Annotated in this window: 12 protein-coding genes; 9 read left to right on the plus strand and 3 right to left on the minus strand. The window is 71.8% G+C overall.

What is annotated here, in order from left to right:
• Positions 1-6: 6 nt before the first annotated feature.
• Positions 7-894 carry an ion transporter gene (locus OG624_RS31380; RefSeq protein WP_051763051.1) on the minus strand — a complete coding sequence of 296 codons (888 nt, stop codon included), beginning with the start codon at positions 892-894 and terminating at the stop codon, positions 7-9.
• Positions 895-1234: 340 nt separating this feature from the next.
• Here OG624_RS31380 and OG624_RS31385 point away from each other — a divergent pair, with 340 nt between their 5' ends.
• From OG624_RS31385 to OG624_RS31425, 9 genes are all read left to right on the plus strand, one after another.
• On the plus strand, positions 1235-1834 hold the full coding sequence (locus tag OG624_RS31385) for an acyltransferase (RefSeq protein ID WP_033218022.1): 600 nt from the start codon (positions 1235-1237) through the stop codon (positions 1832-1834).
• A gap of 434 nt (positions 1835-2268) precedes the next feature.
• Positions 2269-3438, plus strand: a complete 1170-nt coding sequence (locus tag OG624_RS31390; protein WP_033218024.1) for a hypothetical protein — start codon at positions 2269-2271, stop codon at positions 3436-3438.
• A complete protein-coding gene (locus tag OG624_RS31395; protein ID WP_033218026.1) occupies positions 3435-4205 on the plus strand; it encodes a WecB/TagA/CpsF family glycosyltransferase in 771 nt (256 codons plus the stop codon). The genes OG624_RS31390 and OG624_RS31395 overlap by 4 nt, the downstream gene beginning before the upstream one ends.
• Positions 4205-5461, plus strand: a complete 1257-nt coding sequence (locus tag OG624_RS31400; protein ID WP_033218028.1) for a nucleotide sugar dehydrogenase — start codon at positions 4205-4207, stop codon at positions 5459-5461. Before OG624_RS31395 ends, OG624_RS31400 begins: the two co-directional genes overlap by 1 nt.
• A gap of 4 nt (positions 5462-5465) precedes the next feature.
• Positions 5466-6608, plus strand: coding sequence for a non-hydrolyzing UDP-N-acetylglucosamine 2-epimerase (gene wecB / locus OG624_RS31405; RefSeq protein WP_371640077.1), 1143 nt, complete (start codon positions 5466-5468; stop codon positions 6606-6608).
• A 22-nt stretch (positions 6609-6630) separates the two neighbouring features.
• Entirely contained in the window at positions 6631-7377 is a 747-nt protein-coding gene (locus OG624_RS31410; protein ID WP_208869319.1) for a chain length determinant protein, read from the plus strand.
• Entirely contained in the window at positions 7374-8837 is a 1464-nt protein-coding gene (locus OG624_RS31415; RefSeq protein ID WP_371640078.1) for an oligosaccharide flippase family protein, read from the plus strand. Before OG624_RS31410 ends, OG624_RS31415 begins: the two co-directional genes overlap by 4 nt.
• 6 nt (positions 8838-8843) lie before the next feature.
• A complete protein-coding gene (locus OG624_RS31420; protein WP_033218031.1) occupies positions 8844-9926 on the plus strand; it encodes a hypothetical protein in 1083 nt (360 codons plus the stop codon).
• A 22-nt stretch (positions 9927-9948) separates the two neighbouring features.
• Positions 9949-10770 (plus strand): glycosyltransferase family 2 protein, encoded by an 822-nt coding sequence (locus tag OG624_RS31425; protein ID WP_244290732.1) that lies wholly within the window; start codon positions 9949-9951, stop codon positions 10768-10770.
• Here OG624_RS31425 and OG624_RS31430 read toward each other — a convergent pair.
• Both OG624_RS31430 and OG624_RS31435 read right to left on the minus strand, forming a co-directional pair.
• Positions 10706-11212 (minus strand): cupin domain-containing protein, encoded by a 507-nt coding sequence (locus tag OG624_RS31430; protein WP_051763053.1) that lies wholly within the window; start codon positions 11210-11212, stop codon positions 10706-10708. The two genes, OG624_RS31425 and OG624_RS31430, sit on opposite strands and share 65 nt — an antisense overlap.
• 56 nt (positions 11213-11268) lie before the next feature.
• Positions 11269-12420 carry an amidohydrolase family protein gene (locus OG624_RS31435; RefSeq protein ID WP_371640079.1) on the minus strand — a complete coding sequence of 384 codons (1152 nt, stop codon included), beginning with the start codon at positions 12418-12420 and terminating at the stop codon, positions 11269-11271.
• Between the last annotated feature and the right edge of the window lie 54 nt (positions 12421-12474).

The raw sequence follows: 12474 nt of genomic DNA on the forward strand, positions 1-12474 counted from the left end.
GCGGTCTCAGGCCCCGGTGTGCGAGGCCTCCAGCCGCCGCTCCGGCCGGTCGGCCGCCGGCGGCAGGCTCGCCTCGATCTCGTCCAGGGCCCGGCGGGCCGTGGCGAGCCGCGCCCGGACGTCGGGCTCCGCCCCCGGCGCCGGGGCGCGCTTCGCCTCGTCCTCCATCTCGCGTGCCTCGTCCAGGGAATTGAGGACCACGCCGATGAGCACGTTCACCAGTACGAAGGAGGCGAGCAGCGCGTAGGAGGCGTAGTAGATGATGCTCAGCCGGGAGATCTGCAGCCCCGCACGGACGGCGTCCGTCAGGCCGTCGAGCGTGGTCAGCAGGAAGAGCGTGAGCATCGCGCGGCCCACGGAGCCGTAGTGCCCGGGGTCCGACCTCGCGAAGCAGACCCAGCCGATCATGGCGTACACGTACAGCACCAGCGCACCGACGAACAGGAAGCTGGCGGTGCCCGGCAGGCTGCGGCCCACCGCGATCAGCAGGATGCGCAGGTGCGGCAGGAAGCGGGCGGTGCGCAGCACCCGGGCCAGGCGCAGCAGCCGGAGCAGGGTGGTGTTCTCGCGGACGAGCGGGACGAAGGCGGAGGCGACGACCGCGAGGTCGAAGAGGTTCCACGGGTCGCGGAAGAATGCTTTCGGCCGGTCCGCGCAGGCGCCCACCCGCAGCAGCATCTCCAGGGTGAACAGGGCCAGGCAGCAGTTCTCCGCGCCCTGCAGCACGAGCCGGTACTCCGCGGCGAGGCCGCTGTAGGTCTCCACCCCCATCAACGCGGCGTTGAAGAGGATCGCGCAGAAGACGACCATCCCGAAGGCGGGGGCTTCCGTGGCCACCCGGCATCGGGCTGCCAGCTTCATCCGACCGCGTCCGGCCGGCCTCGGGTCTGTCATCGTGCTCCTCGTACTCTCGTCTGAGCCGCGGGCGAAACGGCGGCCCACCCCTCTAACGCCCCACCGTCGATCGGGTTTCACCCCTTTCCGCCCCCAATGCGCCGCTGCGTGACGTTCTCCTCGATCCGGCCGCCGGCCCGGGACCCGGTTCCGTTCCCGGACGTCGTCGCCGATCGGGCCGTCGCGAGCCGGGCTCAAATGCGTTGCGTGAACAGTCGGTTGATCTGCGGGTGGGTCGGCCCCTCGGCGCATATGCTCGGTTCGTACACCCGCACTCCGTACATGCGTACATGGTGCATCTGTGCTTCCGTATGCCTCGCAGCCGTAAGGGGACCGTGCCGTGAGTGTCCGTATCCAACCCTCCTCCCAGGTCGACGAGAGCGCCGAACTCGGTGAGGGAACCACGATCTGGGATCTGGCGCAGATCCGTGAGGAGGCCCGGCTCGGACGCGGGTGCATCGTCGGGCGCGGGGCCTACGTAGGGCCCGGCGTACGGATCGGCGACCACGTGAAGCTGCAGAACTACGCACTCGTCTACGAGCCCGCGGTCCTCGGTGACGGGGTCTTCATCGGCCCCGCGGCGGTGCTCACCAACGACTTCTACCCGCGCGCCGTCGACCCCGAGGGTCGCATCAAGCGCGACGGCGACTGGGAGGCCGCCGGGGTCGTGGTCGCCGAGGGGGCCTCGCTCGGGGCCCGCTCCGTGTGCGTGGCCGGGGTGCGCGTCGGACGCTGGGCGCTCGTCGCGGCCGGCGCCGTGGTGTCCAAGGACGTGCCGGACTTCGCGCTCGTCGCGGGTGTGCCGGCGCGACGGATCGGGTGGGTGGGCCGGGCCGGGGTCCGCCTGGTGGAGCGCGAGGGGGAACCGGGTACCTGGGAGTGCCCGCGCACCGGAGCGCTGCACGAAGAGAAGGACGGCACGCTCATCGAGCGAACCTGACGGAATGTCGGCAATTTAGGGCACCGGCATTTCCTCAAAACCACAATCAACGAACATCCGCGGGCATAACGTGTCCCTGCACACGGGATCTGAGCAGGCAACAGGCCATGTTCAGTGGGGGGTTGTGTACGACGAGGGCACCGGGGCAGTGCCATGGCCGGCGCGGGCACACCCGCGCCTGCTGACGCTGCCGTTCACGCGTGTCCCGGTCCGAGGCATCGCTGGGGGGATCCAGACGCCGGCCTTCGGACGGTTCGTGCCATCGGCGTGACATCGCCGCGGGCACGGACGCCGTCATGCGCAGTCCCCCTCCACGGAGCGACGACCGCCAGGTCCGTCCGAGGAGAAAGATCAGAGGGGGTAGGTGTGTTGGAGCCGAACAGCTCGGACATACGGGGTGCGGGGAGCACCAGGGGAATCGGGGTGGGGACCCGATGAACACCACACGATTAGGAGCACTGGCCCACGAGGACCAGTCGCTGCACGCCCTCGCCGAGCGGCTGCTCGCACTGGCCGAGGCGGGGCTCCCGGCGATGTACCTGCCGGACGAGGAGACCTTCGTCTTCACCCGGGCAGGGGTCATCTCACCCGAGGGAACCCCCGTCCTGGAACAGCGGGGAACGAGCACCCGGTACGCGGCGATCACCGCGCTCGGAGCCCGATTCCTGCCCGAGGACCGGCAGCGCGCGCTCTTCGGCGGGCACACCGCGCAGGAGTTCACGGGGCTGCTCGTGGAACGGCTCCCCGGGGTGGTGAACCTCGGCGACGCGGCGCTCATCGCCTGGGCCGCCGCGGAGACCGGCCACCCCAAACTGGCCGACGCGCTCGACCGGGTGGCCACGCTCGACGTACCCGGGCGACCGCAGTACACGGTCGAGGCCGCCTGGGTGCTCTCCGCGCTCACGGCCGCGCGCCCCGTGGTGGACGTGGAGGAGCGCCTCGCGGCGGCCCGCGTACGGCTGCTCGCGGCACGGGTCGGCGACAGCCCGCTCTTCCCGCACGCCACCGAGCCCGGACTGGTCCCCGGCTACCGGGCCCACGTGGCCTGCTTCGCCGACCAGACCTATCCGCTGCAGGCACTGGCCCGGCTGCACGCGAGCGGCGACGACCCGCAGGCCCTCGCGGCCGCCGACGCCTGCGCCGCCCGTATCTGCCGACTGCAGGGCGACGGCGGACAGTGGTGGTGGCACTACGACGCCCGCGAGGGCGGCGTGGTGGAGGGCTACCCGGTCTACAGCGTGCACCAGCACGCGATGGCCCCGACCGCCCTGTTCGACCTGGCCGAGGCGGGGGGCACCGACTTCGGCGCCGCGATCCGCCGCGGCCTGCGCTGGATGACGGACGTCCCCGAACTCGCGGACCCCACCGGGAACCCGCGGGAGTCGATGATCCGCGAGGACTTCGGCGTCACCTGGCGCAAGGTCTACCGCGGCGACCCGAAGAAGGCCGTCCGGGCCGCCCGGGGGCTCACCACCCGCGTGGCACCGCACGCCCGGCTCGCCCCGCTCGACCGGATCTTCCGACCCGGCGCCGTGGACCGCGAGTGCCGACCGTACGAGTTCGGCTGGATGCTCTTCGCCTGGCTCGGAGGGCCCCGGAGATGACACGACGACAGTCCCTCTTCGGGGTCCCGCTCGACCCGCTGACCATGGACGAGACCGTACAGCGCTGCCTGGACGCGGTGCGGCGCGGCGAACAGATCGAGATCGGCATGGTCAACGCGGCCAAGCTGGTCAACATGCGACGCGACCCCCTCCTCGCCGAGGCGGTCGCCGGCTGCGACCTCGTCCTGGCCGACGGCCAGGCCGTGGTCTGGGCCGGCCGGGTACTGGGCGTGAAACTGCCCGAACGGGTCGCCGGAATCGACCTGTTCATGCGGCTGCTGGCCGCCGCGGAGGTCGCGGACATCCCCGTCTACCTGCTCGGCGCCCAGGAGGACGTCCTGGAGATGATGCTCGGGCAGATCTCCGAGCGCTTCCCGAAGCTGCGGGTGGCCGGCAGCCGCAACGGCTACTTCGGCGACGGTGACCAGGAAGGCATCGCCGACGCCATCGCCGACAGCGAAGCCCGGCTGCTGTTCCTCGGCATGACCTCACCCAAGAAGGAGATCTTCACCGCCGGCTACGGCAAACGCACCGGGGCCCACGTGGTCCACGGCGTCGGCGGCTCCTTCGACATCCTCGCCGGCATCACCAAGCGGGCCCCCCTGGTCTGGCAGCGGATGGGACTCGAATGGTTCTACCGCACCCTCCAGGAGCCGCGCCGGCTCGGCAAGCGCTACCTCACCACCAACGCTGCCTTCCTCCTCATGACGGTCCGGGAACTCATCCACCGCACACCGTCCGCCCCTTCCGCGAACAGGAGTTACTGATGCGCGTCGTCGTCGTGGGACAGGGATACGTCGGACTTCCGCTGGCCATCCGGGCCGCCGAGGTCGGACACCAGGTGATCGGGTACGACGTGGACACCCGGCGGGTCAAGAGCCTCGCCGCCGGTGAGTCGTACGTGGAGGACGTCTCCTCCGAACGGCTGGCGCGCGCACTGGCGCGCGGCACCTACCGCCCCAGCGAACTGGCCCGGGACTGCGGCGGCTTCGACGTCGCCGTCGTCACCGTGCCCACACCCTTACAGGACGGCGCCCCCGACCTGCGCTACATCGAGGAGTCGGCGCACACCCTGGCCCGCTTCCTGCGCCCGGGTGCCACCGTCATCCTGGAGTCCACCACCTACCCGGGCACCACCGAGGAACTGTTCGCGCCCATCCTGGAGGACGGCTCCGGCCTCACCGCGGGCGAGGACTTCCACCTGGGCTACAGCCCCGAACGCATCGACCCGGGCAACACCGTCTGGGGCTTCCAGCAGACCCCCAAGGTGGTGTCCGGCGTCGACGCCCGCTCCCTGAAGGCCGTCGAAGCCTTCTACGGGGACCTCGTCGACACCACCGTGCCCGTGCGCTCCCCCAAGGAGGCCGAGCTGGCCAAACTGCTGGAGAACACCTTCCGCCACGTCAACATCGCCCTCGTCAACGAGATCGCGATGTTCGCCCGCCACCTGGACATCGACGTCTGGCAGGCCATCGAGGCGGCGTCCAGCAAGCCCTTCGGCTTCATGAAGTTCACCCCCGGCCCGGGCGTCGGCGGCCACTGCCTGCCGATCGACCCCTCGTACCTCAACTGGCGGGTCCAGCGCGAACTCGGCCAGAACTTCCGCTTCGTCGAACTCGCCAACGACATCAACAACCACATGCCCGAATACGTGACACGCCGCGTGATCGACGCGCTCAACTCCAAGCGCCGCTCGGTCAACGGCTCCAAGATCCTGCTGCTGGGACTCGCGTACAAGAAGAACACCGGCGACGCCCGGGAGTCGCCCGCCGTCCGCATCGCCCAACTGCTCCTCGACATGGGCGCCAAGGTCCGCGCGGCCGACCCCCACGTCGTCGAGAGCATCAAGGTCGACGCCCGCCTGGTGCGGGTCGAACCGACCCGCAAGGAGCTGGCGGCCGCGGACGTCGTCGTCCTGCTCACCGACCACGACTCCTTCGACTACCAGATGGTCACCGAGCACGCCTCCTACGTCCTCGACTGCCGCAACCGGGTCTCCGGACCCACCGTGGAGGTGCTCTGACCCCGTGACCAGGATCGTCTGCGTGGCCGGGGCCCGGCCCAACTACATGAAGATCAAACCGGTGATGGACGCACTGGAGCGCCGCGGCGCCGAGGTGATCCTCGTCCACACCGGGCAGCACTACGACGAGTCGATGAACGACGTCTTCTTCCGTGACCTCGGCATCCGGCCGCCCGACCGCTACCTGGGCGCCGGATCCGGCAGCCACGCCCAACAGACCGGTCGGGTGATGGCCGCCTTCGAGCCGCTCATCGAGGAACTCGCCCCGGACGCCGTCGTGGTGGTCGGCGACATCAACTCCACCCTCGCCTGCGCCCTGGTCACCGCGAAGGCCGGCTCCCTGCTGGCCCACGTGGAGGCCGGGCTGCGCAGCCGCGACTGGAGCATGCCCGAGGAGGTCAACCGGGTCGCCACCGACCGGCTCAGCGACTACCTGCTGGCCCCCTCGCCCGACGCCGCCGTGAACCTGCGCGCCGAGGGCTACCGGGACGACCAGATCCACGTCGTCGGCAACGTCATGATCGACACCCTGCTCGCCAACCTGGACCGGGCCAGGCGGTCGGACGTCCTGGACCGGTACGGGCTGACCCGGGGCGGCTACGGCCTGGTCACCCTGCACCGGCCGGCCAACGTGGACGACCCGGGGGCGCTGCGCGGCCTGCTGAAGGCGCTCGGCGAGATCGCCGACCGCTGTCCGCTGCTGCTGCCCGTGCACCCGCGGGCCGCCGAACGGCTCTCCGAGCTGGGCGTGCCCGGCGGCATCCGGCTGGTCCCGGCCGCCGGATACCTCGACTTCATCGCCCTGCAGGACTCCGCCCGCGTGGTCCTCACCGACTCCGGGGGCGTCCAGGAGGAGACCACCGCCCTGGGGGTGCCCTGCGTGACCCTGCGGGAGAACACCGAGCGCCCCATCACCGTCGAGGAGGGTACGAACGTGCTGGCGGGAACGGACCCGGAGCGCATCACCGCCACCGTGCACCGGGTCCTCGACGATCCGCCCGCGCCGCGCTGCCCCGAACTCTGGGACGGCCGGGCGAGCGAGCGCATCGCCGCGGTCCTGCTCGACGGACCGCCCGCACACACCAGGCCGCGCCCCACCGACCTCGTCCCGCGCGGGGCGGCCACCGAACAACAGCACGTGCTGTAAACGCAATTCGAAGGGGAAGACCATGGATCTCGCGGAGATCTGGCGGGTCATGCGCAGACGCTGGTACGTGCTGCTGCCCGGACTGCTGATCACGGCGGCGCTCACCGCCGCCGTGTACCTGTTGGTCCCGGTGGAGTACCGGTCGCAGAGCACGGTGACCCTGCTGAACTCGAAGAAGGCCACGGTGGCCTTCGACGGCAACCCCTTCCTGAGCACCCAGGCCTCGCTCACCGGGATGGCCGACGGCCTGGCCCGCAACCTCAACTCCGACGATGCCAAGGCCGACCTCAAGTCCCTCGGCGTCACCGGAGTGCACGAGGCGAAGATCGCCGACAACGCGCTCGGCCCCTACATGTGGCTGAGCGTCGTCGGGACCGACCAGGCCGCCGTGCTGAAGTCGGACGAAATCCTCACCAAGTACGCGGAGAAGCGGCTGCTGGAGTTCCAGACCCAGCAGTCGGTGACCCCCGACGCCATGATCCGGATGGCCACGATCGTGCCCCCGCAGAAGCCGGAGGCGCAGACCAAGGCCAGGCTCCAGTTCCTGATCATGGCGGGCGCACTGGGCTTCGTCCTCAGCCTGGTCGCCACCTTCTTCGTGGAGGCCCGAAAGCGCCGGGGGGCCTCGCCCGGCAAGCACCGACCCGCCCCCGCCGAGGGCGGCGACGGCTCCGATGCCGACGCCGGTGACCCGACGGCCACCCTGCGCATGACCGTCGCCCATCCGGCCGGCTCCGCCGCCGGCTCCCGTACGGCCGGATCACCGTGACCGGCCCCGTCGCGGACACCGCGGGCGACACCACCCCGGCGCCGACACCGGTGCCGTCGCTGGGCCGTAAGGTCGGCTCCGCGGCCAAGTGGAGCCTGATCAACACCGTGGTCATGCGCCTCGGGAACTTCGCGACCGGCATCGTCCTGGCCCGCTTCTTCCTCGGACCCGAGGCCTGGGGCGTGTACGGGATCGCCCAGACGGTCCTGCTGGTCCTCCTCTCCGCGAACGAACTCGGCGTCTCGCTCGCGATCGTGCGCTGGGAGGGCGACCCCCGCCGCTTCGCGCCGACCGTCCTCACCCTCAGCGCCGCCTCCAGCTGCCTGCTGTACGCCGTACTCTTCGCGGTCGCCCCCGCGGTGGCGGGGGTGCTCGGCTCGCCCGAGGCCTCCGGCGTCCTGCGGGTGATGTGCCTGTGCGTGGTCCTCGACGGACTCTCCCAGGTCCCCGCCGGCTTCCTCACCCGGGAGTTCGCGCAGGGCCGACGGATGGCCGTCGACGGCCTCAACTTCGTCCTCAGCACCGCGGTCACCCTGCTCCTCGCCGTCGACGGCTGGGGCGCCATGAGCTTCGCCTGGGGATCCGTGGTCGGCAACGTGGCAGCCCTCATCGGCTGCTGCCTCGCCGCACCCGGCACCCTGAAGTTCGGCTGGGACCGGGAACAGGCCCGGGCGCTGCTGAAGTTCGGACTGCCGCTCGCCGGTGCCAGCATGCTCGCCCTCGGCGTGGTCAACGTGGACACCATGGTGGTGGGCTCGGCCCTGGACCCCCTGGCCCTCGGCTTCTACGTGCTCGCCTTCAACATCTCCGGCTGGCCCGTCCGCATCATCTCCGAAGCCGCCCGCCGCGTCTCCTTCGCGGGCTTCTCCCGACTGGCCGACTCCCCACAGGCGCTGGCCGCCGGATTCGCCCGTGCCCTCGGCGTCGTGATGGCCGGCACCGTCCCGATCTGCGTCCTGCTCGCCGCCCTCGCCGCCCCCGTCGTGGAACTGATCTACGGCGAACGCTGGCTGCCCGCCGCCCGGGCCCTGCCCTGGCTGATGGCACTCGGCCTGGTCCGCATCGGCTGCGAACTCGCCTACGACTGCCTGGTGGCCATCGGCCACCGCCGCTCGCTCATCGGCGTCCAGGGACTGTGGCTGATCATCCTGATCCCGGCCCTCGTGATCGGCGCCCGCACCGGCGGGATCGTCGGAGTCGCCCAGGGCCACGTGCTGGTCGCCGGGGCCGTCGTGGTCCCGGTCTTCCTCCTCGCCCTGCACCGCGGCGGCATCCGCCTGGGCACCGTCGCCCGGGCCTGCGCCTGGCCGCTGCTCGGCGGCGCGGTGATGTCCGCCGTACTCCTCCTCCTGGAGCGGTACCTGGGCGATGGCGTCCTCGCGCTCCTGGCGACCGGAGCCGCCGGAACCCTCTGCTACGTCCTGTGCGTCCTGCCCGGCCGCGCATTACTCAAAGGCTAGACAGCTGTGACACAGCACCGAAGGCGCCTGACGGCGTGGCTGCTCGCCGGAGTGGTCCTCGCCGTCGTCCTCACCCTCTACCAGGCCGACCGCACCGCGGTGAGCGAGCACGCGGCCGCCCCCGGCGCCACCGAGCCCGCCACCCCCTCCGCCACGGCCCCGGCCCCACCCTCCTCCTCGGCCTCGGCCTCGGCCTCGCCGACCACCTCCGGCCCGCCCTCCCCGACCGCCTCGCCGTCCGGGAGCGAACCGCCGCCCACCACCCCCGCCTGCACCTCGCCGGGCACCTGCGGATTCCCCGACGCGAGCACCACCGGCCCGCGGATCGCACTGGAGCGGCACGACACCGGGAACATGTCCGTCAAGCAGGACGGCATGGTCATCAAGGGCTGGGACATCCGCGGCTCCCTCGACATCTACGCCAACGACGTCACCGTCATCGACAGCAGGATCACCTCGACCAACTGGTGGGGGATCAACCTGCGCCCCGGCTTCGGCGGACTGAAGGTCCTGCACACCACGATCACCGCCGTCCCCGGCAAGGGCCCCGACAACGGAGGGGTCAACTACGCGGTCTCCAACATGGGCGGCAGCTCCATCGAGGTCGGCTGGTGCGACATCTCGGTGTTCGGCAACGCCCTGTCCATGGGACAGGGGGACCTGCACGACAACTACGTCCACGACATCGTGGCCTTCCGCAACCAGGGCGGCGAATGGCAGCACACCGACGCCGTCATCAGCGGCGGCGGCAACAAGGGCCGGCTGACCATCCGCCGCAACACCCTGCTCAACTCCACGGCGGTCGACAAGGGCGCCACCGCGGCCGTGGGCCTGTTCGCCGACACCGGAGTGGTCTCCTCGGTGGTCGTCGACGGCAACTGGCTGGCCGGGGGAGCGTACGCCCTCTACGGCGGCGGCCCGGGCGCCACCGGCATCCAGGTCACGAACAACGTCTTCTCCACCCAGTACCACCCGGCCGCAGGCGCCTACGGCGCCGCCACCGCCTGGAACGCGGCCGGCGCCGGGAACGTGTGGAAGGGCAACCGCATGTCCGACGGCCGCCCCGTCGAACCCCCACCCGCCTCCTGACCACCGAGAGGACCGACAGGACATGATGCGCCGGATCGCGCGGGCCCCCTGGGAACTGCTCAAGCGGACCTTCGGCTGGCTGGTGCTCTTCGAAGCCCGGAACAAGGTCCTGCTGGCCCCCTCCGCCCTACGGCTGCGCCGCTTCGAGGACGCCGAGGCCCGCCGCCTCGCCGCCGACCTGGGCGACCCCCCGGCCGCCCTGGTCGCCACCGTCATCCCCACCCACCGACGCCCCGAGGCACTACGGGCCGCCGTCCGCTCCGCCCTCGCCCAGACGGTCACCGACCACGTGGTCATCGTCGTCGACGACGGCGCCGGCCTGCCCGAACTCCCACCCGACCCAAGACTGTTCGCGGTCTCCCTGGCCCGCAACACGGCGACCGCCGGTGTCGTGCGCAACGTGGGGATCCGCCTGACCAGATCGCGCTACGTGGCCTTCCTCGACGACGACAACCTCTGGGAGCCCGACCACCTGGAGCAGGCCCTGGCCACGCTGGAGGCACCCGACGGACCCGACGCCGTCTACACCGCCCTGCGCAGGGTGCTGCCCGACGGCACCGACCGGGACGTCCTCTCGGTCCCCTTCGACCGCCGCCGCGCCGCCCACGAGGCCTTCCTGGACACCAACGCCTTCGTGGCACGGCGCACCCGGTCCCTGCACTTCAGCCGACTGCGCCGCACCCCCGAGGTCCTGCCCCGCGAGGACTGGGAACTGATCCGCCGCTACGCGCGCCACCACGAGGTACGCCACCTCCCCCGGGCGACGGTCCGCTACCTGGTCAACCCGGAAAGTTTCTGGACCAGTTGGGGTCAGCTGCCCCCTGCTCCGTCTCCTCGTACGTGATGCCGTGCCTGCGGGCGATCCGGTTGAGTCGGGCCGGGTGCAGTCGGCCGTCGACGGTCAGGTGTGGTCCGGCCTCGATCATGTCCTCCACGAAGCACTCCCAGCCGCCCGGCGAGGAGATCTGCAGCACCCGCGGCGGCCCACCGGGACCGGGGCGCAGCGCGTGCGGTACGCCGTGGGGGAGCAGGACGAACTGCCCGGCGGTCAGGGTGTGCGAGCGGTCCTCGATGTCGACGAGGAGCTCGCCGTCGAGCACGTACACGCTCTCGTCCGCGACATGGTGCGTGTGACGCGGGATCTCCCGCGCCAGCACCACTTCGAGGAGGGAGAAGCGCCCTTCGGTGTCCGCCGTGGCGGCCTTCACCGAGAAGGCGGGCGGCAGCGGGATCCGGCCCGGACGGGCCGCTCCCGCGTCGAGGAGGACGAAGCGTTCGTCGGACATGGGTGTGGTCCTTTCCTGGAAGGGTGGGGGACGGCGCCGGACGTACGGGTCCGGGCTCAGCGGGCCTGCCGTACACCGCGGCGCCAGACGTCGACGATCGCGCCGAGGGCCGAGACCTCCTGTGTCGGGTCGCCCTCCACGAGCAGCAGGTCCGCGCGCAGCCCCGGGGCGATCCGGCCCCGGTCGGCCAGGCCGAAGTGGTGGGCCGGCAGGGCGGTCGCCGCGGTCAGCGCCTCCCGCGGGCTCAGCCCGCCGTCCTGGACGAGCAGCGCCAGTTCACGGTGCAGACCCGCGCCGTGGGTCGGGGCGAACGGGGTGGCGTCGGTGCCGGCGAGCAGCGGGACGCCCGCCTCGCGCAGCGCGCGGAGCGCGCCGACGGCGGCCGGGTACCGGCCGGGAGGCACGCACGTCGCCGCGCCGGCCCCCTGGGCGTCGACCGCCTCGAAGTACGCCAGCGTGGACACGACGAACACGCCTTGGGCGCGGACCCGCCGGGCGAGGCGTGCGCACGCCGGGTCCCGCGGGGCGAGATCGGCCCACACATGGGCGAGCCCGTCCACTCCCGCGTCCAGCGCGGTGACCACGTCGGTGGCGGTGACGGCGTGCGCGACGACCCGGAGCCCGGCCGCGCGGGCGGCCGAGGTCAGCGCGCTCGCGACCGCCGGGGACATGACGGGCAGATCGGCGCCGTGCACGGTCCCGTCGTCGATGACGAGCTTGAGGAAATCGCTGCCCTCGGCGAGGCGGGCCTTCACGAACTCCGGCGCCCGCTCCGGATCCGTCACGAAGTCGAGCTCCGACACGTCCTCCGGGTCGAGCAGGGTGCCGGTCAGCGCGGCGATCAGCTGGGTCGGGTGTCCGCCGGGCGCGGTCGCCGATAGGCCGGCGCTACGCAGATCGGCCACGTCGTCGCGGTCGGCCGCGAGCCGCCGGTGGCGGGCGAGCGGGCGCGGCAGGCAGAACATGTCGAGCTCGGTCGTGACCCCGTGACGCAGGGCCTCGGCGAGACTGCCGTCGAAGACGTGGGTGTGCGCGTCGATCAGCCCCGGCACCAGGGTCCTGCCCCGACCGTCGACCTCGACGTCGGCGTCCTGGGCCGCCCCGGGGGCGGACACCGCCACGACCAGGTCGTCCTCCACGACCACGTCCCGGACACCGGCGGCCTGCCGGCCGTCGAAGACGCGGACGCCGTGGATCCGTGTACGCATGACAGGTCCTCCTCCTGTGCGCCGGGGCGGCCCCTCCACCCCGGACGCCACCAC

This window comes from Streptomyces virginiae (genome assembly GCF_041432505.1).
Classification (GTDB): domain Bacteria; phylum Actinomycetota; class Actinomycetes; order Streptomycetales; family Streptomycetaceae; genus Streptomyces; species Streptomyces virginiae_A.

Coding starts and splice junctions, on each gene's coding strand:
- OG624_RS31380 (WP_051763051.1), bottom strand. CDS start 894: ATGACAGACCCGAGGCCGGCCGGACGCGGTCGGATGAAGCTGGCAGCC.
- OG624_RS31390 (WP_033218024.1), top strand. CDS start 2,269: ATGAACACCACACGATTAGGAGCACTGGCCCACGAGGACCAGTCGCTG.
- OG624_RS31395 (WP_033218026.1), top strand. CDS start 3,435: ATGACACGACGACAGTCCCTCTTCGGGGTCCCGCTCGACCCGCTGACC.
- OG624_RS31400 (WP_033218028.1), top strand. CDS start 4,205: ATGCGCGTCGTCGTCGTGGGACAGGGATACGTCGGACTTCCGCTGGCC.
- OG624_RS31410 (WP_208869319.1), top strand. CDS start 6,631: ATGGATCTCGCGGAGATCTGGCGGGTCATGCGCAGACGCTGGTACGTG.
- OG624_RS31425 (WP_244290732.1), top strand. CDS start 9,949: ATGATGCGCCGGATCGCGCGGGCCCCCTGGGAACTGCTCAAGCGGACC.
- OG624_RS31430 (WP_051763053.1), bottom strand. CDS start 11,212: ATGTCCGACGAACGCTTCGTCCTCCTCGACGCGGGAGCGGCCCGTCCG.
- OG624_RS31435 (WP_371640079.1), bottom strand. CDS start 12,420: ATGCGTACACGGATCCACGGCGTCCGCGTCTTCGACGGCCGGCAGGCC.